Below are 22,555 nucleotides of genomic sequence, written 5' to 3'. Positions count from 1 at the left end.
TCGTCGTCACCATCAAAGAGTAATCGACGCTGGCATTTGTCGGATCGACAGGGGAAGGGCGGTCTTCGGGCCGCTCTTTTTTATTTACTGGCTCCACGCAGAACAATCTTGCGCGGTCGTTTCAAAGCTATTGCAAGCACCAGTGCCGCAACTATTATAGGTTGCATTGAGGGGGCTTTTGCCAAGCGTGGTTCGGGGACGCCGTTTAAGCAGTAGGGCCGGGTGGTGGCGCGGGCTGGTTCGGCTGGTGCCGGTGGTCGCAATGGCGATGGCTGCCTTTGCGGCGAAAGCCGAGGATGTCTTCCCGAAATGGTCCGATCTAACGACTTGGACCGAGCCGCAGATCTGGTCCGGTGATATTTCGCCGATGCGGTTCGCCGTCGTTCGCAGCAGCGCGACCGGCTGTGAGCCCAGCTGTCCGGAATGGATATCGGCAGAAGGAGCCATTGAAGCGGGCACGCCAGCGCAGCTCAAGCGCATATTGAAGAAGCTCGGCCGCCGCAAACTGCCGATCGTCGTCAATTCCCCGGGCGGCAATGTCGATGCTGCGCTTCAGCTTGGTCGAATAATCCGCAAAAACAAGCTTAATATCGCCGTTGGTATCACCAAGTTTTCCGATTGTTGGCCCGGGATGAAGGATTGCCGGGCCAATGATGGCAAGGGCGCCGCATATTTCGGCATTGCGTCCGACGGCGGTGCCATGTGCAACTCCGCATGTCCGCTGATGTTTGCCGGAGGCGTCGGACGCGTGGTCGGCAGTTGGGCTTATCTGGGCGTCCATCAGATCACTACGACCCATTTCCGCACAACACGGCGATATCGAACGACTTATCGGGTTGTGCGCGGCAAAAAGTATAAGGTCACCACAGAAACCGTCACTCAAGACAATGTCGGATACAAGACCTACGAGATGAGCAAGGCGCTTGAGAGGAGGCTTTCGGCCTATCTCAGGGAGATGGGCGTCGGGCGGGGCGTGCTGGACACAATGAAGGCCACGCCCGCCAGCGACATCCGCCAGATCGCCCTCGACGACATGCTGACGATGAAGCTGGTCACTAGCAGGGACTCCGTCGACACACTTACGCTGGCGGGCATATGCCGGCGGAGCCCGGCGCCGGCGAACTGCAGGGAGGTCCCTGCGAATGCCAAGCCCGCCAAGGTGGCAGTGATCGACGCGAAGGCCGGACCTGCTCAACCGGCTCAAGTCCCACTTTCTCAGCCGGCCAAGGATGCACCTACTCAGCCGGTGGAGGCAGCGCCAGGGAACGAGGCGCCGGACAAGGGCTTCATACTCGTTCGCGGCAGCAATCCGATTTGCGAGCCCCACTGCCCGGAATGGATGTGGGCTCTGCCGCTGGGGGCAGTGCCGGGGAACGGGCACCCGAGATGAGCTTCGTCGTGGTTCGTGGCAGCAATTCGTCCTGCAATCCCGACTGTCCGGAATGGATATCGGCCCAAGGCGTAATCACCAGCCAGACCCCGCAGAAGCTGCGCCATTTCCTCGCCACGCTTGGCAACCGGCGGCTGCCATAGTGGTTAGCTCGCGAGGTGGCGACTTATTTGGCGCTTTGGCGGCGGGGAGGATTATCCACGAGAGGAAGCTCGACGTCGCCGTTGCTCGCACCGTTTTCGTTGGCTGCGACCCGGGAGAGTGGAGTTGCCTGGCCAAAGACGGTGCATATGCCGGAGTGGCCAGCGATGCGAAAGGCGACTGCGATTCGGCCTGCGCGCTGATGCTAGCAGGCGGCGTCAGGCGGCTTGTCGGTTCATGGGCGCTGCTCAGCCTGGGCCTGATGAGACAAAACCAGCTGATCAAGGCTTACCTTGACGAGATGGCAATCAACCCTGATCTGTTCATGGCGCTTCAGCGCATTCCGGTCGAGCACCAACTCGAACCTGACACGATGCTGAAGCTTGGCCTGACGACGGGTCCTCAATCCGTGGACGAACTGACCGGCGCCACCATCTGCAAGTTGCTGCCGAAGCCCGACAATTGCAGGGTCACGCCGTCAGCCAACGCCGAGGCCGCGGTGCCCCCGAAGCTGTAGCTTCGCGCCGGCCAATATCGACGCCGGCGTTGGCCTGTCAGATCGAATGCAAAAAGGGCGGTCCTCGGGCTGCCCTTTTTGCTTATTTGCGTACACCCGGCTTGCCTTTTTTAGGTACAGCCGGCGCCTGCGGCGTCGCAAAACCCTGTTGCAAGCCGTCAAAGCTGAACTAGTATAGCTTGCACTGCGGGGGCTTGCCGGAATGGTTTCATGGCACCGTCTGAATGGTCAGGCATGGTGGATGCTTGGGGTGATCTGCCTGGCGTCGTTCCTAGTCATGGGACACGCTGCGTTCGCGGCGAACACCAAAAAATCCGCCCCGGATCTTGGCCCGACGATGCGGTTTGTCGTCGTCCGCAGCAGCGCGCCTGGTTGCGAACCGACCTGCCCGGAATGGATATCGGCTGAAGGCTCGATAGAAGCCGGCACGCCGGCGCTGTTGAAACGCACGCTCAAGGGACTTGGTGGCCGAAAACTGCCCGTTGTCGTGGATTCTCCCGGTGGCAACGTCGAAGCGGCGCTGGCGCTTGGCCGGCTGCTCCGCAAGAACAAGCTCGATATCGCGGTCGGCAAAACCCGGTTCACCGGTTGCCAGCCCGATGCCAAGGATTGCAGGGAAAACGACGGCAAGGGCGCTCGCTATTTCGGCAATGCCTATGCCAGCGGCGCCATCTGCAATTCCGCTTGTCCGCTGATGCTTGCCGGCGGCATCAGGCGCGTCGTCGGGCAATGGGCCCATCTCGGCGTGCATCAGATCACCACGACCTACATCCGCACGAAATTGCAGTACCGGACCACCTATCGCGTGGTGAGAGGCAAGAAGAAAATCCTCAGCAAGAAGATCGTCGGCCGCAAGAACGCCGGCAGCTACAAGACCTACGAGATGAGCAAGTCGGTGGAGAAAAGACTGGCTGCCTATCTGAACGAAATGGGCGTCGGCCTTGCCGTGCTCGAGACGATGAAGAACACGCCGGCCAGCAGCATCCAGCAGCTGGCTCCCTACGACATGCTGCAGGCGAAGCTCGTGACCAGCCTGGATGCCGTCGACCTGCTGACCGCGCCAACCCTATGCAACACCGATCCGGTGGTCGCGAACTGCAGGGAAATACCGGCGCCAGCCGGCGACGTGGTGGCGTACGCCAAGCCCGCTCCCGCCGCTCCGGGCAAACCTGAAACCGCGCAGCGGGCCGATGTTGGCGATATGCGCTTCGTCCTGGTTCGAGGCAGAAGTTTTCTCTGCGATCCCAACTGTCCCGAATGGATCTCCGCTGAAGGCATGATCAGCGCGCAAACGCCGGAGCGGCTGCGCCAACTGCTGGATACGATCGGTGATCGGCGACTGCCCGTGGTGATCAACTCGCCGGGAGGCGACGTGCTCGGCGCTCTGGCCGCCGGAAGGTTGATCCGGGAACGCAAGCTCGACGTGGCGGTTGCGCGGACGGACTTCATTGGATGCGAGCCGGACAAGGCGGATTGCGCCGCCAAGGATGGCGTCTATGTCGGACTGACGATCGATGCGAGCGGCGCGTGTGGCGCGGCCTGCCCAATCATGCTTGCCGGTGGTGTCAGACGCCTTGTCGGTCCTCGCGCGCAGTTGACCGTGCACTCGATGGGGTTGGAGCAGCGGGTCAAAGCCTATCTTAGGGAAATGGCGGTCGGACCCGGTCTGCTGGTGGCGATGCGGTCGGTGCCGGCCTCGCGCCAGCGGCAGCTCGAACCCGAGATGATGCTGAAAATCGGGCTGACGACCGGGCTGGAATCGGCAGATGAATTTACCGGACCGACCATCTGCAAGTCGGAGCCAATGCCGGAGAATTGCCGCGTGGTGTCGACGTCCGAGGTTCAGGCCGAGGCGCCCGTAAAGTTATAGGGCGCAGGCACGCCCCAGCCGAGCGCGAAATAGCCGTCTCCATAGCCCGCTGGGGCGAAGCCGGGTAGTCGCTCCTGAATGCGCCACAATATGCCGCGACGTTCGATCGATTCGGCAATAAACAAGGTTTGGCGATGCTGATCGCTCATCTTCCGGCCGGCTACATACTCGGTACTTTCGCACGAAACCGTTGGCCCGGCAGATCGGGGATCATGGCGGCGGCTATGCTCGGCAGCGTCGTCCCGGACCTCGACATGGTCTATTTCCATTTTGTCGATGGCGGCCGAACCCATCACCACGCCTACATCACGCACTGGCCGCTCTTCTGGGCAGCGGTTGGCCTTGTGGCACTGTCGGTCGCGAAATGGCGGGATTCGCGATATCTGGCCCCCGTCGGCACCTTCTTTGCCGCCGCAATGATACACATGATCCTGGACAGCGTGGCCTCGCCTATAATGTGGCTGATGCCGTTCGACGGGCATGCGCTCGAGCTGGTCACGGTCCCGGCGACGTATCGCAACTGGGTCATGAGCTTCATGTTGCATTGGACTTTTGCCCTCGAACTTCTCATATGCGCCTGGGCGCTGGCCCTCGGATTTCGACCAACGCAGCCCGGCGCGGCCACGCCTAAAAACTCGACTTGAGTTCTTGTCCGCTTTATGAAATAGCAGCGCGCGATACGGGCATAGCTCAGTTGGTAGAGCGGCGGTCTCCAAAACCGCAGGTCGTAGGTTCGAGCCCTGCTGCCCGTGCCATTTCTCGAAATGGCCAATTCATGAAACCCCGTGCGATTTGTCGAAGTGGTCAATTCATGAAAAAATTCCTGGTCTTCCGCGCTTCGACCTTTTGAAAATCGCGTGGTGGCTTGCCATATAGCCTGTCTTGGGGCATAAGAGCGCCCATAGCCGGGACGGGACGACTGGATGGTTCCGAGGCGGCGTTTGGCATAAAGCGGACACTTGCCACTTGCGTGGATCAAGAATCGGTTTTATGTAGACGAAACAGACACGCGACGCGTGGAGCTGGGAAGCCGGCTTTACGCGTCCGATTTGCATGGGCGAAATGATTGCGCTGATTCGGCGCGAACACAGGCTCAGGCGGCACATCCCGGCCAGCGGGATCATCCAGGAGATCCGGTCAACGGGTCTTGCAGACAGAGCGGCACATGGCTTCGAAAACCACAAATCCTTTCGTCTTTCTCCAGCAGGTTCGCGCGGAGACCGCCAAGGTGACTTGGCCGTCGCGTCGCGAAACGATGATCTCGACGGTGATGGTCCTGGCGTTCGCTGTGATCGCGATGATCTTTTTCTTTACTGCCGATCAGCTCATGGGCCTCGCGGTCGAGCAGATTCTGGGCATTGGGCGCTAAGTCCGGCGATTACGGAGAAGTCTTGAAATGACTGCGCGGTGGTACATCGTCCACGCCTATTCGAACTTTGAAAAAAAGGTCGCTGAGGATATCGAGAACAAGGCCAAGCAGAAAGGCCTGTCCGCTGAGATCGAGCAGATCGTGGTGCCGACCGAGAAGGTCGTCGAGATACGCCGCGGCCGCAAGGTCGATGCCGAGCGCAAGTTCTTCCCGGGCTACGTGCTGCTGAAGGCCAACCTAACCGACGCGGTGTTCTCGCTGGTGAAGAACACGCCGAAGGTCACCGGCTTCCTGGGCGATTCGAAGCCGGTGCCGATCACCGAGGCCGAGGCCCAGCGCATCCTGAACCAGGTGCAGGAAGGCGTCGAGCGGCCGAAGCCGTCGGTCACCTTCGAGATCGGCGAGGCGATCCGCGTCTCGGACGGTCCGTTCGCCTCGTTCAACGGTTTCGTCCAGGAAGTGGACGAGGAGCGGGCGCGGCTCAAGGTGGAAGTTTCGATCTTTGGGCGCGCCGTGCCGGTCGATCTCGAATTCGGACAGGTCGAAAAGGGCTGATCCGAAATCCTTGTCGCCAATTCGGCGGTGAGGGAGGCGGCGTGGAAATCGCGGCCAAAACGGGGTGGGAGGCGAACGCGGCTTTAGCCCGCCGCAGGAACCGCACCACCAGACTGCAACCCGCCGGTGTTGCCCAGATTTGGGGCCGGCATGAGATAGAGGCAGGAAAGAGATGGCTAAGAAAATTGCAGGCCAGCTCAAGCTCCAGGTTTCCGCGGGCTCGGCGACGCCGTCGCCCCCGATCGGACCGGCGCTTGGTCAGCGCGGCATCAACATCATGGAGTTCTGCAAGGCGTTCAACGCGCAGACCCAGGAAATGGAAAAGGGATCGCCGGTTCCGGTCGTGATCACCTACTACCAGGACAAGTCGTTCACCTTCGTCATGAAGACGCCGCCGGTGAGCTACTTCCTGAAGAAGGCCGCAAACCTGAAGTCGGGCTCGAAGGAGCCGGGCAAGGTCAAGGCCGGCACCATCGGCCGCGACAAGGTGCGCGCCATCGCCGAGCAGAAGATGAAGGATCTGAACGCAACCGATATCGAGGGGGCCATGCGCATGGTCGAGGGCTCCGCCCGCTCGATGGGTCTGGAAGTGGTGGGCTGAGATCATGGCAAAGATCGCAAAGCGTGTATCGAAGACCCGCGAAGGCATCGATCCCAACAAGGCCTATGCCTTGGGTGATGCGCTGAAGCTGCTCAAGGACCGGTCCTCGGTGAAGTTCGACGAGACCGTTGAAATCGCGATGAACCTGGGTGTCGACCCGCGCCATGCCGACCAGATGGTCCGTGGCGTGGTCAACCTGCCGAACGGCACCGGCCGTACCGTCCGCGTCGCGGTTTTCGCGCGTGGCGACAAGGCCGAGGAAGCCAGGGCGGCCGGCGCCGATATCGTCGGCGCCGAGGATCTGGTCGACATCGTCCAGAAGGGCACGATCGACTTCGATCGCTGCATCGCCACGCCCGACATGATGCCGCTGGTCGGCCGTCTGGGCAAGGTGCTCGGCCCGCGTGGCATGATGCCGAACCCGAAGGTCGGCACTGTCACCACCGACGTTACCGCCGCCGTCAAGGCGTCGAAGGGTGGCGCGGTCGAGTTCCGCGTCGAGAAGGCCGGCATTGTTCATGGCGGCGTCGGCAAGATCTCGTTCGACGTCAAGGCGCTGGAAGAGAACGTCCGCGCCTTCGCTGACGCGGTGAACAAGGCGAAGCCGGCTGGCGCCAAGGGCAACTACGTCAAGAAGGTGTCGGTCACCTCGACGATGGGCCCTGGCCTCAAGCTCGACGTCTCGACGCTGGCAGCGTCCTGATACGAACCATTTGGATCTGCCGCTAAAGGGCTGATCCGCAAACAGAATTCCGGGCCTCCGATTTATCTTGGCGGCCCGGTACCGGAAGTCGGAAGGCTTCCGGACATCCTGTCCGAGATTGCGGGCGGCCCCAAGCCTTAGTTCAAGGGGGGCCTTAATTCATGTGGGCCTGCATGAGACGGGTGAAGACCGGACAACGGAGCGACAGCTCCAATGAAAGGTTCGAACCGTGTTTGCCTTTTGTCTGCGCACCATTCGGCTTGCCGGCTGGTGTGGCGAAAGGGGGCAGGATCCTCGAGCGTCGTTCGGGAGATCCGTTACTGGATGGCCCGGCCGGCAAAAGGCAACCCGACGCCTGTCCTCGTAATGGGAATGTTCCCGTTAACAGGATTGGGGTCAACTGGAGATAGGCAGTGGACAGAGCGGAAAAACGCGAACTCGTCACGGGCCTGAATGAAGCGTTTTCGGGCGCTGGTTCAGTCGTCGTGGCCCACTACGCCGGTATCACCGTCGCGCAAATGAACGACCTTCGGTCGAAAATGCGTGTCGCCGGTGGCACCGTCAAAGTCGCGAAGAACCGTCTCGCCAAAATCGCTCTTCAGGGCACGGACTCCGCATCGATCATCGACCTGTTCAAGGGACAGACGCTGATCGCCTATTCGGAGGATCCGATTGCGGCGCCGAAGGTCGCGTCCGATTTCGCCAAGGGAAATGACAAGCTCGTCATTCTCGGCGGCGCAATGGGCACCACCTCGCTCAACGCCGACGGTGTGAAGGCACTCGCCACACTTCCGTCGCTCGATGAGCTGCGCGGCAGGCTGGTTGGCATGATCGCCACGCCGGCAACCCGGATCGCCCAGATCGTCAATGCGCCTGCGGCTTCGGTCGCGCGTGTCATCGGCGCTTACGCCCGGAAGGACGAGGCGGCATGAGGCCGTTCCTCGCTATCACAAACACACGTTCGAACCTTATGAAGGAATATTGCAATGGCTGATCTGGCAAAGATCGTAGACGACCTTTCGAAGCTGACCGTCCTCGAGGCGGCCGAGCTGTCGAAGCTTCTGGAAGAAAAGTGGGGCGTTTCCGCTGCTGCTCCGGTGGCGGTTGCTGCCGCCGGCGGTGCTGCGGCTGCGGCTGCTCCGGTCGAGGAAAAGACGGAATTCGACGTCGTCCTCACCGAGGCGGGCGCTCAGAAGATCAACGTTATCAAGGAAGTTCGCGCCATCACCGGTCTTGGCCTCAAGGAAGCCAAGGACCTGGTCGAGGCGGCTCCGAAGCCGGTCAAGGAAGCTGTTTCCAAGGCCGACGCGGACAAGTTCAAGGCCCAGCTGGAAGCAGCCGGCGCCAAGGTCGAACTGAAGTAAGCGTTTAATATCGGCGGGCGGCTTCGCGCCGTCCGCCGCTCCCTTGGTGCGAAGGGAGGCTGCGTAACGCGAAGAGTACGAAAACCTCTTTCCTGAGGGCCGTAAACCGGCCTTCAGGAAACGGGTTTTCTCCCGTTTTGGCCGGCCACCGACAGGTGGCGGGTGAACAAATAAAAGGCCGCCGCCGAAGGTGGCCGAGAATGCAAGGCGAGCCGCGGCGAGGCTCGCCCCGAGAATCGAGCTAAGGAGCGACGATGGCCCAGACACAAACTTTCAATGGCCGCAGACGCGTACGCAAATTCTTCGGAAAGATTCCGGAAGTTGCGGAGATGCCGAACCTGATCGAGGTCCAGAAGGCATCGTATGACCAGTTCCTGATGGTCGAGGAGCCCAAGGGCGGGCGCCCTGACGAGGGACTGCAGGCGGTTTTCAAATCGGTGTTCCCGATCTCCGACTTTTCCGGCTCCTCGATGCTGGAATTCGTGAAGTACGAGTTCGAAGCGCCGAAATTCGACGTTGACGAATGCCGTCAGCGCGACCTGACCTATGCCGCGCCACTCAAGGTGACGCTGCGCCTCATCGTGTTCGATATCGACGAGGATACCGGCGCCAAGTCGATCAAGGACATCAAGGAGCAGGACGTCTATATGGGCGACATGCCGCTCATGACCTTGAACGGCACCTTCATCGTCAATGGCACCGAGCGTGTCATCGTCTCGCAGATGCACCGTTCGCCGGGCGTCTTCTTCGACCATGACAAGGGCAAGTCGCACTCGTCGGGCAAGCTGCTGTTTGCCGCGCGCGTCATCCCCTATCGCGGTTCCTGGCTCGACATCGAGTTCGACTCGAAGGATGTCGTGCACGCCCGCATCGACCGTCGCCGCAAGATCCCGGTGACGTCGCTGCTGATGGCGCTCGGCATGGACGGCGAGGAGATCCTGTCGACCTTCTACAACAAGATCACCTACAAGCGCGCCGGCGACCACTGGCGCATCCCGTTCAACGTCGAGCGTTTCCGCGGCCTCAAGGCTGTCGGCGACCTGATCGATGCAGACACCAACGAGGTCGTCGTCGAGGCCGGCAAGAAGATCACCGCACGCCAGGCCCGTCAGCTCGGCGAAAAGGGTCTCAAGGCGATCAAGGCGACTGACGAGGATCTGCTCGGCAACTACCTTGCCGAGGACATCGTCAACTATGCGACCGGCGAGATTTTCCTCGAGGCCGGCGACGAGATCGACGAAAAGACGCTAAAAGTGCTTCTCGCCGCCGGCGACGACGAGATCAAGGTTCTCGACATCGACCACGTCAATGTCGGCGCCTATATCCGCAACACGCTCAACGTCGACAAGAACGAGAGCCGCCAGGACGCGCTGTTCGACATCTACCGCGTCATGCGCCCCGGCGAGCCGCCGACGCTCGAAACCGCCGAAGCCATGTTCAACTCGCTGTTCTTCGACAGCGAGCGGTATGATCTGTCGGCCGTCGGTCGCGTCAAGATGAACATGCGCCTCGAGCTCAAGGCCGAGGACACCGTGCGCGTGCTGCGCAAGGACGATATCCTGGCGGTGGTCAAGACGCTGGTCGAACTGCGCGACGGCAAGGGCGAGATCGACGACATCGACAATCTCGGCAATCGCCGCGTGCGCTCGGTCGGCGAGCTGATGGAGAACCAGTATCGCGTCGGCCTGTTGCGCATGGAGCGCGCGATCAAGGAACGCATGTCCTCGATCGAGATCGATACGGTGATGCCGCAGGACCTGATCAACGCCAAGCCGGCGGCTGCCGCCGTGCGCGAGTTCTTCGGTTCCTCGCAGCTGTCGCAGTTCATGGATCAGACCAACCCGCTGTCGGAGATCACCCACAAGCGCCGGCTCTCGGCGCTTGGACCCGGTGGTCTGACCCGCGAGCGCGCCGGCTTCGAGGTGCGCGACGTGCATCCGACGCATTACGGCCGCATCTGCCCGATCGAGACGCCGGAAGGCCCGAACATCGGTCTGATCAACTCGCTGGCCACCTTTGCGCGCGTCAACAAGTATGGCTTCATCGAGAGCCCGTACCGCAAGATCGTCAACGGCAAGCTGACCAATGAGGTCGTCTATCTGTCGGCGATGGAAGAGGCCAAGCACCACGTCGCGCAGGCCAATGCCGAGCTCGACAAGAATGGTGGTTTCGTCGACGAATTCGTCATTTGCCGCAACGCCGGCGAAGTGATGATGGCGCCGCGCGAAAACGTCGATCTGATGGACGTGTCGCCGAAGCAGATGGTGTCGGTGGCCGCGGCCCTGATCCCGTTCCTCGAGAACGACGACGCCAACCGCGCGCTGATGGGCTCGAACATGCAGCGTCAGGCCGTGCCGCTGGTGCGCGCCGAAGCGCCGTTCGTCGGCACCGGCATGGAGCCGATCGTCGCCCGTGACTCCGGCGCCGCCATCGGCGCCCGCCGCGGCGGCATCGTCGACCAGGTCGACGCGACGCGTATCGTCATCCGCGCCACGGAAGATCTCGATCCCGGCAAGTCGGGCGTCGACATCTACCGGCTGATGAAGTTCCAGCGTTCGAACCAGAACACCTGCATCAACCAGCGTCCGCTGGTGCGCATGGGCGACCTGGTCAACAAGGGCGACATCATCGCCGACGGCCCGTCGACCGAGCTCGGCGATCTGGCGCTCGGCCGCAACGTGCTGGTCGCATTCATGCCGTGGAACGGCTACAACTACGAGGACTCGATCCTCTTGTCCGAGCGCATCGTCGCCGACGACGTCTTCACCTCGATCCACATCGAGGAGTTCGAGGTCATGGCGCGCGACACCAAGCTCGGGCCGGAGGAAATCACCCGCGACATTCCCAACGTCTCGGAAGAAGCGCTGAAGAACCTCGACGAGGCCGGCATCGTCTATATCGGTGCCGAAGTGCAGCCGGGCGACATCCTGGTCGGCAAGATCACGCCGAAGGGCGAAAGCCCGATGACGCCGGAAGAAAAGCTTCTGCGCGCCATCTTCGGCGAAAAGGCATCGGACGTGCGTGACACCTCCATGCGCATGCCGCCCGGAACCTTCGGCACCGTCGTCGAAGTGCGCGTCTTCAACCGCCACGGTGTGGAGAAGGACGAGCGCGCCATGGCGATCGAACGCGAGGAGATCGAACGCCTCGCCAAGGACCGCGACGACGAGCAGGCGATCCTCGACCGCAATGTCTATTCGCGCCTTTCCGACGTTCTCGTCGGCAAGGATGCGATAGCCGGGCCGAAGGGTTTTAAGAAAGGCTCGAAGCTGTCGAAGGATACGCTCGACGAGTATCCGCGTTCGCAGTGGTGGCAGTTTGCGGTGGAGAACGAAAAGCTCCAGAGCGAACTGGAAGCCCTGCGTGGCCAGTACGACGATTCCAAGAAGGCGCTCGAACAGCGCTTCATGGACAAGGTCGAGAAGGTGCAGCGCGGCGACGAGATGCCTCCCGGCGTCATGAAGATGGTCAAGGTCTTCGTGGCGGTGAAGCGCAAGATGCAGCCCGGCGACAAGATGGCCGGCCGGCACGGCAACAAGGGAGTCGTGTCGCGGATCGTTCCGGTCGAGGACATGCCTTTCCTCGAGGACGGCACGCATGCCGATATCGTGCTCAACCCTCTGGGTGTGCCGAGCCGCATGAATGTCGGCCAGATCCTGGAGACGCATCTGGGCTGGGCTTGCGCCGGAATGGGCAGGAAGATCGGCGAGCTGATCGACGCGTACAAGACTGGCGGCGACATCAAGCCGCTGCGCAAGACGCTCGAGAGCTTCATGCCGGCCAACGACCGCAACGAGCCGATCCGCGATTATGACGACGACAGCGTCGTTCGCCTCAGCGAGCAGATGCGCCGCGGCGTCTCCATCGCGACACCGGTGTTCGACGGCGCGCACGAGGCCGACATCAACATCATGCTGGAGCAGGCGGGCCTGCACACCAGCGGTCAGTCGCAGCTCTATGACGGACGCACCGGCGAGCCGTTCGATCGCAAAGTGACGATGGGCTACATATATATGCTCAAGCTTCACCACCTTGTGGACGACAAGATCCACGCGCGTTCGATCGGGCCGTATTCGCTCGTTACCCAGCAGCCGCTGGGCGGCAAGGCGCAGTTCGGTGGCCAGCGCTTCGGCGAGATGGAGGTCTGGGCGCTCGAAGCGTACGGCGCCGCCTACACGCTGCAGGAGATGCTGACGGTGAAGTCGGACGACGTCGCCGGCCGCACCAAGGTCTACGAGGCGATCGTCAGAGGCGACGACACGTTCGAGGCCGGCATTCCCGAGAGCTTCAACGTTCTCGTCAAGGAAATGCGGTCTCTGGGCCTCAATGTCGAGCTGGAGAACACCAAGCTCGACGACAACCCGATCCGGCTGCCCGACGCGGCCGAGTAAGCAGACGCTCGGTCGCGGAAACCCGCGACCGAGCGCCGAGCATGATCCCGAAAAGTGGTTACCGGTTTTCGGCCAAGATCATGCTCAAACAAGAAAGTTTCTTCGACCGATGGTCGACCAAGTCGGCGGGCGTTTGGCCCGCGCTAGATGCAAGGGGTTTTCGATGACCCCGAAAAGGAGAACGGCATGAACCAAGAGGTCATGAATCTCTTCAATCCCCAGGCGCCTGCACAGGTGTTCGATTCCATCCGGATTTCGCTCGCCAGCCCTGAGAAGATTCTGTCCTGGTCGTTCGGCGAGATCAAGAAGCCGGAGACCATTAACTACCGCACCTTCAAGCCGGAGCGCGACGGCCTGTTCTGCGCGCGCATTTTCGGTCCGATCAAGGACTACGAATGCCTGTGCGGCAAGTACAAGCGCATGAAGTACAAGGGCGTCATCTGCGAGAAGTGCGGCGTCGAAGTCACGCTGTCGCGCGTCCGTCGCGAGCGCATGGGCCATATCGAGCTGGCCGCGCCGGTCGCCCATATCTGGTTCCTGAAGTCGCTGCCGTCGCGTATCGGCACGCTGCTCGACATGACGCTGAAGGACATCGAGCGCGTTCTCTACTTCGAGAACTACATCGTCACCGAGCCCGGCCTCACCGCGCTGAAGGAGCACCAGCTCCTCAGCGAGGAAGAGTACATGATGGCCGTCGACGAATATGGCGAGGATAGCTTCACCGCCATGATCGGCGCCGAGGCCATCCACGACCTTCTGGCCGGCATGGACCTGGAGAAGATCGCCGGCGACCTGCGTTCGGAGCTGGCTTCGACCACGTCCGAGCTCAAGCAGAAGAAGTATCTGAAGCGGCTCAAGGTCGTCGAGAACTTCATGGAGTCCGGCAACCGTCCGGAATGGATGATCATGAAGGTGGTCCCGGTGATCCCGCCGGACCTGCGCCCGCTGGTTCCTCTGGACGGCGGCCGCTTCGCCACGTCGGATCTCAACGATCTCTATCGCCGCGTCATCAACCGCAACAACCGCTTGAAGCGGCTGATCGAGCTGCGTGCGCCCGGCATCATCGTGCGCAATGAAAAGCGCATGCTGCAGGAAGCCGTCGACGCGCTGTTCGACAACGGCCGTCGCGGCCGCGTCATCACCGGCGCCAACAAGCGCCCGCTGAAGTCGCTGTCCGACATGCTGAAGGGCAAGCAGGGCCGGTTCCGCCAGAACCTGCTCGGCAAGCGCGTCGACTATTCCGGCCGCTCCGTCATCGTGACCGGTCCGGAGCTCAAGCTGCACCAGTGCGGCCTGCCGAAGAAGATGGCGCTCGAACTGTTCAAGCCGTTCATCTATGCCCGTCTCGACGCCAAGGGTTATTCCTCGACCGTCAAGCAGGCGAAGAAGCTGGTCGAGAAGGAGCGTCCGGAGGTCTGGGATATCCTCGACGAGGTTATCCGCGAGCATCCGGTGCTTCTGAACCGCGCGCCGACGCTGCACCGCCTCGGCATCCAGGCGTTCGAGCCGATCCTGATCGAAGGCAAGGCGATCCAGCTTCACCCGCTGGTCTGCACGGCCTTTAACGCCGACTTCGACGGCGACCAGATGGCGGTTCACGTGCCGCTGTCGCTGGAAGCACAGCTTGAAGCCCGCGTGCTGATGATGTCGACCAACAACATCCTGCACCCGGCTTCCGGCGCGCCGATCATCGTGCCGTCGCAGGACATGGTTCTGGGTCTCTACTATCTCTCGATCGTCAACCAGAACGAGCCGGGCGAGGGCATGGTGTTTGCCGATATGGGCGAACTCCAGCACGCGCTCGAGACCAAGGCGGTGACGCTGCACTCCAAGATCAAGGGCCGCTTCCGCACGGTCGATGCGGACGGCAAGGTCGTGTCGAAAATCTACGACACCACGCCCGGCCGCATGATCATCGGCGAGCTTCTGCCGAAGAACGTCAACGTGCCGTACGAGACCGCCAACCAGGAGATGACCAAGAAGAACATCTCCAAGATGATCGACACCGTCTACCGCCATTGCGGTCAGAAGGAGACGGTCATTTTCTGCGATCGCATCATGGCCCTCGGCTTCAGCCATGCCTGCCGCGCCGGCATTTCGTTCGGCAAGGACGACATGCTGATCCCGGATGCCAAGATCAAGCTGGTTTCCGACACCGAGGCCTTGGCTAAGGAATACGAGCAGCAGTACAATGACGGCCTGATCACGCAGGGCGAGAAGTACAACAAGGTCGTCGACGCCTGGGCCAAGTGCTCGGAAAAGGTCGCCGACGAGATGATGGCCCGCATCAAGGCGGTCGAGTTCGAGGACAATGGCCGTCAAAAGCCGATGAACTCGATCTATATGATGTCGCATTCCGGTGCGCGCGGCTCGCCCACACAGATGCGCCAGCTTGCCGGCATGCGCGGCCTGATGGCCAAGCCTAGCGGCGAGATCATCGAGACGCCGATCATCTCGAACTTCAAGGAAGGCCTGACCGTGCTCGAGTACTTCAACTCGACCCACGGCGCCCGCAAGGGTCTGGCCGACACCGCCTTGAAGACGGCGAACTCGGGTTATCTCACCCGTCGTCTGGTCGACGTGGCGCAGGACTGCATCGTCAACTCCGTCGACTGCGGCACCGACAAGGGCCTCACCATGCAGCCGATCGTCGATGCCGGCCAGGTCGTCGCTTCCGTCGGCCAGCGGGTTCTCGGCCGCACGGCGCTCGACGACATCACGCATCCGGTCACGGGTGAGGTTCTGGTCAAGGCCGGAACGCTGATGGACGAACGCGACGTCGAGCAGATCGAAAAGGCCGGCGTCCAGTCGGTCCGCATCCGCTCGGCGCTGACTTGCGACGTCAGGGTCGGTGTCTGCGCGGTCTGCTACGGACGCGATCTGGCCCGCGGCACCCCGGTCAACCAGGGCGAGGCTGTCGGCGTCATCGCGGCGCAGTCGATCGGCGAGCCGGGCACCCAGCTCACCATGCGTACCTTCCACATGGGCGGTACGGCGCAGGTGGTGGACTCGTCGTTCCTTGAAGCCTCGTATGAGGGCAAGGTCGAGATCCGCAACCGCAACGTGGTGCGCAACTCCGACGGCCAGCAGATGGTCATGGGCCGCAACATGGCGGTGCTGATCCTCGACGAGGCCGGCAAGGAACGCGCCACGCACCGCCTCACCTATGGTTCGCGCATATTCGTGGACGATGGCGACAAGGTGAAGCGCGGCCAGCGCATCGCCGAGTGGGATCCCTATACCCGCCCGGTCCTCACCGAAATCGAGGGCAAGGTGGCGTTCGAAGATCTGGTCGACGGCATTTCCGTCCAGGAAACGGCCGACGAATCGACGGGCATCACCAAGCGCGAGGTCATCGACTGGCGTTCGACGCCACGCGGCAACGACCTCAAGCCGGCGATCGTCGTCCAGGACGCCAAGGGCAAGGTCGGCAAACTGTCGAAGGGTGGCGACGCTCGCTTCCTGCTCTCGGTCGAGGCCATTCTTTCGGTCGAGCCGGGTGCACAGGTTCGCCCCGGCGACGTGCTGGCGCGTATCCCGATGGAAAGCGCCAAGACCAAGGACATCACCGGCGGTCTGCCGCGTGTTGCCGAACTGTTCGAGGCACGCCGTCCGAAGGATCACGCCATCATCGCCGAGATCGATGGCACGATCCGCTTCGGCCGCGACTACAAGAACAAGCGTCGCATCATCATCGAGCCGCATGACTCGACGCTTGAGCCGGTCGAATACCTGATCCCGAAGGGCAAGCCGTTCCATCTCCAGGACGGCGACGTCATCGAGAAGGGCGACTACATCCTCGACGGCAATCCGGCGCCGCATGACATCCTGGCGATCAAGGGCGTGGAGGCGCTTGCCTCCTATCTCGTCAACGAGATCCAGGAGGTCTACCGTCTGCAGGGCGTGTCGATCAACGACAAGCACATCGAGGTGATCGTTCGCCAGATGCTGCAGAAGGTCGAGATCACTGCGCAGGGCGACTCGACCTACATTCCGGGCGACCACGTCGACGTGATCGAGCTGGAAGAGGTCAACGAGCGCCTGGTCGAGGACGGCAAGAAGCCGGCCGAAGGCCAGCCGGTGCTGTTGGGCATCACCAAGGCCTCGCTGCAGACGCCGTCCTTCATCTCGGCCGCCTCTTTCCAGGAGACGACCAGAGTGCTGACCGAAGCGGCGGTTGCCGGCAAAACCGACATGCTGCAGGGGCTGAAGGAAAACGTCATCGTCGGCCGTCTGATCCCGGCCGGCACCGGCGGCACGATGAGCCAGATCCGGCGCATCGCCACCTCGCGCGACGAGCTGATCATCGACGAGCGCCGCAAGGCGTCAGGCGTCGAGGTCGCCGATCCGATGCTGACCGACATGGCTTCCGCCGCGCAGTAAGCGCGGCAGATAAAGATCTCAGGCAACGAAGCCGTCGGGGCAACCCGGCGGCTTTTTTTGTGAGTTGAAGTTGGCGATGGACTGGGAGGAGGCGTCGTCGAGTGTTGCGACTTATTTCGATCGTCCGGCGCCGCCCCTCATTGCCCTGCCGGGCATTTCTCCCCGTAAACGGGGAGAAAGGGCTTGGCCGCAACCTTGGCACCCTTTCTGCAACGCCTGTGATTGGCGAAATCCTATGCGAAGGCGTCCTTCTCCCCGTCTCTATACGGGGAGAAGTGCCCGGCAGGGCGATGAGGGGCAGCGCTTCGATCGCAAGTTGATGAATCCAAACGGACGTCGTTCATAACCTTGCACGGCGTCAGTCGTAAAACGCTTCCACCACATTGCGCTTACCCAGCATGAAAGCGTCGGCGACGTGCTGCAGCGGAGCGAGATCGACATCGGAAACGCCGGCGCGCACGATCTCGGCGAAACGCCTGTAGAGCATCGGGTATTCGGCTTCCGGCTCGTCGTGAACGACGCGGCCGTCGACCGCGAGTTTTGAGCCGCCGCCCGAAAGCACCATCGCGCCCTTGTCCGTCTCGGCCAGGATGTCCCAGCTTTGCGGGCCGGTCTGGCGCCAGTCGAATTCCATCGTCACCGGCAAGCCGTTCGAGGTACGGAAGGCGATGTGCGCGGCGATCGGTGCGGCGCGGTTTTCGGGAAAATCGAGAATTGCGGAGGTGATGAACATCGCCGGCAATATGTGGGTCGCGATCGACAACGCGTTGATGCCGGGATCGAAGACGCCGAAGCCGCCCGGGGCCCAGATCCAGTCCTGGTTGGGGTGCCAGCGGCGCACGTCTTCCTTCCAGTTGATGGCGGCCGACCTGATCTGGGTCGAGCCTAAAAATGCACGCGCCGCTTCCACCGCCGGCGCATAGCGCGAATGCCAGCTGGCAAACAGCGAGACGCCGTTTGCCGCCGCCAGCGCTTTCAGGTCCTCGACCTCGCTGACGGTGGCGCCCGGCGGCTTTTCCAGGAAGACATGCTTTTTCGCTTCGAGCGCTGTCCGCGCGGCGTCGTAGCGGAACTGCGGCGGCATGCAGAGCGATACGGCCTCGAGTTCCGGCACGGCGTCGAGCATCGCCTCGATATCAGGAAAATTCGCGATGCCGTCCACTTTGCGGTGCCGGCTGGCGGCGGCGGTGAGTAGGTAGTCGCGGTCCTTGGCCAGGGCCGGAAGGTGCTGGTCGTGAGCAATCTTTCCCACGCCGACGATGCCGAGCTTGATGGGACCGCTATTCAGGGACATGGGGACTCCGCAGTTTGATATTGCGCTTGGTTCTTAGCAGAGAACCGATGCCGGGCAAGCAGTGCTAGACCGCGACGGCCAAGGACATGGCTGGTCAGAGCGGTACATCGAAGGTGACGATCGACACTTCGCCTTCGAGCGCGCCCTGATAGGCGGAAAGGTGCGGCTCTTCGTCGGGCACGCCGTCCAGGTCGCCGATCTGGTCGAGCTCCGCCTCGGCGTAGCCTTCAGCCGCCAGTGATTCGAGCGCCCGGCGCACCGCCGAATCGTCGTCGGGCGCGACCAGCATGAGGTGGACGCCTTCCGGCTTGCCGCCCTTTCTTTTCCACGCCCGGCCGGTGATGATGGTGACCGGGCGCTCATCATTGTCGTTCACGGGCCGATTCCTCCGGGCGAGGGGATTTGCGCTGTTCATGTCGCCTTTTCGCATGAAGCCTGGCCGCGCAACAGCCGAGGGCCGGTCACTTTCTTCCTTCCCCTTGCAAAATGGCGAAAGAAATTTACATGCGCTTTTCGCATGGCTGCCAAGCCTCGGTTTCAGCGTAATATTTGGCGCTCCGGGGTTGACGGGCAACAGGCTTGCGAGTAGAAGCCGGCCAGTCAGAACCGATGTGAGGCTCTCCCTTCCGAAGCGACACGCTTTGGAGTTTGCCTCAAACAGGGTTCGTTTTACGAGCGAAAAGACATTTCCGGCGTGCATGAAGCGGTTTCCGCTTCCTCTGCCATTTGTTCGGGCAAGACCGCGAGGCGCGGTTTGTGGCCCGAATTTGCGTATGGAAATGACGCCTTGAGCGGCCCTGACCGGGCGAGACACGGAATTGAGAGACAAGAGGGTTTAATGCCTACCGTCAACCAGCTGATCCGCAAGCCGCGCATTGCGCCGGTGAAGCGCAACAAGGTCCCGGCCATGCAGCAGAACCCGCAGAAGCGGGGCGTCTGCACGCGCGTCTACACAACGACGCCGAAGAAGCCGAACTCGGCGCTGCGCAAGGTGGCCAAGATCCGCCTGACCAATGGGTTTGAAGTGATCGGCTACATCCCCGGCGAAGGCCACAACCTTCAGGAACACTCGGTGGTGATGATCCGCGGCGGCCGCGTCAAGGATCTTCCGGGCGTCCGCTACCATATCATCCGCGGCGTGCTCGACACGCAGGGTGTGAAGAACCGCAAGCAGCGCCGTTCGAAGTACGGCGCCAAGCGTCCGAAGTGACCGAAGCGTAGCCAAGGTCATCCCGGACGGCGCCAGGCGGCGATCCGGGATCCAGGCCACCACGCAGAATTGAGGCAGAGAAAAAATGTCCCGTCGTCACAGTGCAGAAAAGCGTGAGATCAATCCGGACCCGAAGTTCGGCGATCTGATCGTCACCAAGTTCATGAACGCCGTTATGTATGACGGCAAGAAGTCGGTTGCCGAGACCATCGTCTACGGCGCGCTCGACCAGGTCCAGTCCAAGACCAAGCAGGAGCCGGTCACCGTCTTCCATCAGGCGCTCGACAATGTCGCGCCGCATGTGGAAGTGCGTTCGCGCCGCGTCGGCGGCGCCACCTACCAGGTTCCGGTCGACGTGCGCCCCGAGCGCCGTCAGGCGCTGGCCATCCGCTGGCTGATCGCCGCCGCCCGCAACCGCAACGAGACCACGATGGTCGACCGCCTCTCCGGTGAGTTGATGGACGCGGCCAACAACCGCGGCACCGCCGTCAAGAAGCGTGAAGACACCCACAAGATGGCAGAAGCCAACCGCGCCTTCGCGCACTACCGCTGGTAAAGCGCGAACGAGACTGAAGAGGCACCTCCCATGGCCCGCGAATATAAAATCGAAGACTACCGCAATTTCGGTATCATGGCGCATATCGACGCCGGCAAGACGACGACCACCGAGCGCGTCCTCTACTACACGGGCAAGTCGCACAAGATCGGCGAAGTCCATGACGGCGCTGCCACCATGGACTGGATGGAGCAGGAGCAGGAACGCGGCATCACCATCACGTCCGCCGCGACCACGACCTTCTGGAAGGGTCGTGACGGCAAGATGCACCGCTTCAACATCATCGACACTCCGGGCCACGTCGACTTCACCATCGAGGTCGAGCGTTCGCTGCGCGTGCTCGACGGCGCCATTGCGCTGCTCGACGCCAATGCCGGTGTCGAGCCGCAGACGGAGACCGTCTGGCGCCAGGCCGACAAGTACCGCGTGCCGCGCATGATCTTCTGCAACAAGATGGACAAGATCGGCGCGGATTTCTATCGCTCGGTCGAAATGATCGGTTCGCGCCTCGGTGCTCAGGCTGTCGTCATGCAGCTGCCGATCGGCGCCGAGACCGAGTTCAAGGGCATCGTCGATCTGGTCGAGATGAACGCGCTGGTCTGGCGCGACGAGACGCTGGGCGCCGCCTGGGACGTTGTTGAGATCCCGGACGACCTTAGGGCACGTGCGGAAGAGTATCGCGAGAAGATGATCGAGGCCGCCGTCGAAATGGACGAGACGGCGCTCGAGAATTACCTCGAAGGCAAGATGCCCAGCAATGACGAGATCCGCTCCCTGATCCGCAAGGGCACCATTGCGGTGAAGTTCTACCCGATGTTCTGCGGCTCGGCCTTCAAGAACAAGGGCGTGCAGCCGCTGCTCGACGCAGTCGTCGAATATCTGCCGTCGCCGGCCGACGTTCCGGCCATCAAGGGTGTCGATGCAAAGACCGACGCCGAGATCGAGCGTCACGCCGACGACAGCGAGCCGCTGTCGATGCTCGCCTTCAAGATCATGAACGACCCGTTCGTCGGCTCGCTGACCTTTGCCCGCATCTATTCGGGCAAGCTCACCAAGGGCATCTCGGTCGACAATACGGTGAAGGGCAAGAAGGAGCGCATCGGCCGCATGCTGCAGATGCATGCGAATTCGCGCGCTGACGTCGAAGAGGCTTTCGCCGGCGACATCGTCGCTTTGGCCGGCCTCAAGGATACGACGACTGGCGACACGCTCTGCGATCCGCTGCATCCGGTCATCCTCGAGCGCATGGAATTCCCCGATCCGGTCATCCAGATCGCGATCGAGCCGAAGACCAAGAACGACCAGGAGAAGATGGGCCTTGCGCTGCATCGCCTGGCCGCCGAGGATCCGTCCTTCCGCGTCAAGACCGACGAGGAAAGCGGCCAGACGATCATCTCCGGCATGGGCGAACTCCACCTCGACATCATCGTCGACCGCATGCGTCGCGAGTTCAAGGTCGAGGCCAATGTCGGCGCGCCGCAGGTGGCCTATCGCGAGACGATCACCCGCAGGCACGAGCAGGACTACACCCACAAGAAGCAGACCGGCGGCACCGGCCAGTTCGCCCGTGTCAAGATCCTGTTCGAGCCAAATGCGGAAAGCAGCGAATTCCTGTTCGAATCCAAGATCGTCGGCGGCGCGGTGCCGAAGGAATACATCCCCGGTGTCGAAAAGGGCATCAACAGCGTCATGACCTCTGGCCCGTTCGCCGGCTTCCCGATGATCGGCGTCAAGGCGACGCTGATCGACGGCGCCTACCATGATGTCGACTCCTCGGTGCTCGCGTTCGAGATCGCCGGCCGTGCCTGCTTCCGTGAAGCGGCGCCCAAGCTTGGCGTGCAGTTGCTCGAGCCGATCATGAAGGTCGAAGTGGTGACGCCGGAAGATTATGTCGGCAGCGTCATCGGTGATCTGAACGGCCGTCGCGGCCAGATTCAGGGCCAGGAAGCGCGTGGGGTGGCGGTGGTTGTCAACGCAATGGTGCCGCTCGCCAACATGTTCAAATACGTCGACAATTTGCGCTCGATGAGCCAGGGCCGCGCGGCCTACACGATGCAGTTCGATCACTACGAGCCGGTGCCGACCGCGGTCGCTCAGGAAGTCCAGAAAAAATACGCGTAACCGGAACGGGTTGCAGCGCTAACTTAATTCAAAGCCCGCACGGGCGAGCAGGAATGGAGAGATCACATGGCAAAAGGTAAATTCGAGCGT

16 protein-coding genes, 1 tRNA gene and 1 pseudogene are annotated in these 22,555 nt (G+C 61.9%); 15 read left to right on the top strand and 3 right to left on the bottom strand.

The window, feature by feature from the left end:
* The first annotated feature begins 178 nt into the window (after window positions 1-178).
* Both NMG80_RS14400 and NMG80_RS14395 read left to right on the top strand, forming a co-directional pair.
* Window positions 179-2,048: pseudogene (locus NMG80_RS14400) on the top strand (COG3904 family protein).
* Window positions 2,049-2,250: 202 nt separating this feature from the next.
* Window positions 2,251-3,918 (top strand): COG3904 family protein, encoded by a 1,668-nt coding sequence (locus NMG80_RS14395; protein WP_436798616.1) that lies wholly within the window; start codon window positions 2,251-2,253, stop codon window positions 3,916-3,918.
* Here the strand turns inward: NMG80_RS14395 and NMG80_RS14390 are convergent.
* Window positions 3,891-4,067 (bottom strand): hypothetical protein, encoded by a 177-nt coding sequence (locus tag NMG80_RS14390; RefSeq protein WP_254018703.1) that lies wholly within the window; start codon window positions 4,065-4,067, stop codon window positions 3,891-3,893. The two genes, NMG80_RS14395 and NMG80_RS14390, sit on opposite strands and share 28 nt — an antisense overlap.
* Between NMG80_RS14390 and NMG80_RS14385 the strand changes: the two genes are divergently transcribed.
* From NMG80_RS14385 to rpoC, 10 genes are all read left to right on the top strand, one after another.
* Window positions 4,053-4,562 (top strand): metal-dependent hydrolase, encoded by a 510-nt coding sequence (locus NMG80_RS14385; RefSeq protein WP_254018702.1) that lies wholly within the window; start codon window positions 4,053-4,055, stop codon window positions 4,560-4,562. The genes NMG80_RS14390 and NMG80_RS14385 overlap by 15 nt on opposite strands.
* A 35-nt stretch (window positions 4,563-4,597) precedes the next feature.
* Window positions 4,598-4,673 (top strand) — tRNA-Trp (locus tag NMG80_RS14380).
* Window positions 4,674-5,083: 410 nt separating this feature from the next.
* Window positions 5,084-5,287: a preprotein translocase subunit SecE gene (gene secE, locus NMG80_RS14375; RefSeq protein ID WP_013531408.1), complete on the top strand. Its 204-nt coding sequence runs from the start codon at window positions 5,084-5,086 to the stop codon at window positions 5,285-5,287.
* A 27-nt stretch (window positions 5,288-5,314) separates the two neighbouring features.
* Window positions 5,315-5,842, top strand: a complete 528-nt coding sequence (gene nusG / locus NMG80_RS14370) for a transcription termination/antitermination protein NusG (RefSeq protein ID WP_254018701.1) — start codon at window positions 5,315-5,317, stop codon at window positions 5,840-5,842.
* Window positions 5,843-6,014: 172 nt separating this feature from the next.
* Window positions 6,015-6,443 carry a 50S ribosomal protein L11 gene (gene rplK / locus NMG80_RS14365; protein ID WP_023798121.1) on the top strand — a complete coding sequence of 143 codons (429 nt, stop codon included), beginning with the start codon at window positions 6,015-6,017 and terminating at the stop codon, window positions 6,441-6,443.
* 4 nt (window positions 6,444-6,447) lie between these two features.
* Window positions 6,448-7,146, top strand: coding sequence for a 50S ribosomal protein L1 (gene rplA, locus NMG80_RS14360; RefSeq protein WP_254018700.1), 699 nt, complete (start codon window positions 6,448-6,450; stop codon window positions 7,144-7,146).
* 413 nt (window positions 7,147-7,559) lie between these two features.
* Complete coding sequence (gene rplJ, locus NMG80_RS14355; RefSeq protein ID WP_065011395.1) at window positions 7,560-8,078, top strand: 50S ribosomal protein L10; 519 nt, start codon at window positions 7,560-7,562, stop codon at window positions 8,076-8,078.
* Between the two features lie 54 nt (window positions 8,079-8,132).
* A complete protein-coding gene (gene rplL / locus NMG80_RS14350; protein ID WP_023680442.1) occupies window positions 8,133-8,510 on the top strand; it encodes a 50S ribosomal protein L7/L12 in 378 nt (125 codons plus the stop codon).
* A 254-nt stretch (window positions 8,511-8,764) separates the two neighbouring features.
* Window positions 8,765-12,901 carry a DNA-directed RNA polymerase subunit beta gene (gene rpoB, locus NMG80_RS14345; RefSeq protein ID WP_254018699.1) on the top strand — a complete coding sequence of 1,379 codons (4,137 nt, stop codon included), beginning with the start codon at window positions 8,765-8,767 and terminating at the stop codon, window positions 12,899-12,901.
* 186 nt (window positions 12,902-13,087) lie between these two features.
* The gene (gene rpoC / locus NMG80_RS14340) at window positions 13,088-17,284 is read left to right on the top strand and encodes a DNA-directed RNA polymerase subunit beta' (RefSeq protein ID WP_027155820.1); all 4,197 of its coding nucleotides are present in this window, start codon (window positions 13,088-13,090) and stop codon (window positions 17,282-17,284) included.
* Between the two features lie 358 nt (window positions 17,285-17,642).
* Here rpoC and NMG80_RS14335 read toward each other — a convergent pair whose 3' ends face one another.
* Together NMG80_RS14335 and NMG80_RS14330 are read right to left on the bottom strand one after the other, a co-directional pair.
* The gene (locus NMG80_RS14335) at window positions 17,643-18,578 is read right to left on the bottom strand and encodes a Gfo/Idh/MocA family protein (RefSeq protein WP_254018698.1); all 936 of its coding nucleotides are present in this window, start codon (window positions 18,576-18,578) and stop codon (window positions 17,643-17,645) included.
* Window positions 18,579-18,672: 94 nt separating this feature from the next.
* Window positions 18,673-18,954: a hypothetical protein gene (locus NMG80_RS14330; RefSeq protein WP_023798115.1), complete on the bottom strand. Its 282-nt coding sequence runs from the start codon at window positions 18,952-18,954 to the stop codon at window positions 18,673-18,675.
* A gap of 462 nt (window positions 18,955-19,416) precedes the next feature.
* Between NMG80_RS14330 and rpsL the strand changes: the two genes are divergently transcribed.
* The 3 genes from rpsL to fusA all read left to right on the top strand — a co-directional run bounded on the left by rpsL (window position 19,417) and on the right by fusA (window position 22,465).
* Window positions 19,417-19,788 (top strand): 30S ribosomal protein S12, encoded by a 372-nt coding sequence (gene rpsL / locus NMG80_RS14325; RefSeq protein ID WP_006333356.1) that lies wholly within the window; start codon window positions 19,417-19,419, stop codon window positions 19,786-19,788.
* 85 nt (window positions 19,789-19,873) lie between these two features.
* The gene (gene rpsG, locus NMG80_RS14320; protein ID WP_008875664.1) at window positions 19,874-20,344 is read left to right on the top strand and encodes a 30S ribosomal protein S7; all 471 of its coding nucleotides are present in this window, start codon (window positions 19,874-19,876) and stop codon (window positions 20,342-20,344) included.
* 30 nt (window positions 20,345-20,374) lie between these two features.
* The gene (fusA, locus tag NMG80_RS14315) at window positions 20,375-22,465 is read left to right on the top strand and encodes an elongation factor G (protein ID WP_254018697.1); all 2,091 of its coding nucleotides are present in this window, start codon (window positions 20,375-20,377) and stop codon (window positions 22,463-22,465) included.
* The last annotated feature ends 90 nt before the right edge of the window (window positions 22,466-22,555 follow it).

This window comes from Mesorhizobium escarrei (assembly GCF_935825525.1).
Classification (GTDB): domain Bacteria; phylum Pseudomonadota; class Alphaproteobacteria; order Rhizobiales; family Rhizobiaceae; genus Mesorhizobium; species Mesorhizobium escarrei.
The sequence above is the reverse complement of the archived record's forward strand: the minus strand, read 5'-3'. Positions and strand labels throughout refer to the sequence as shown.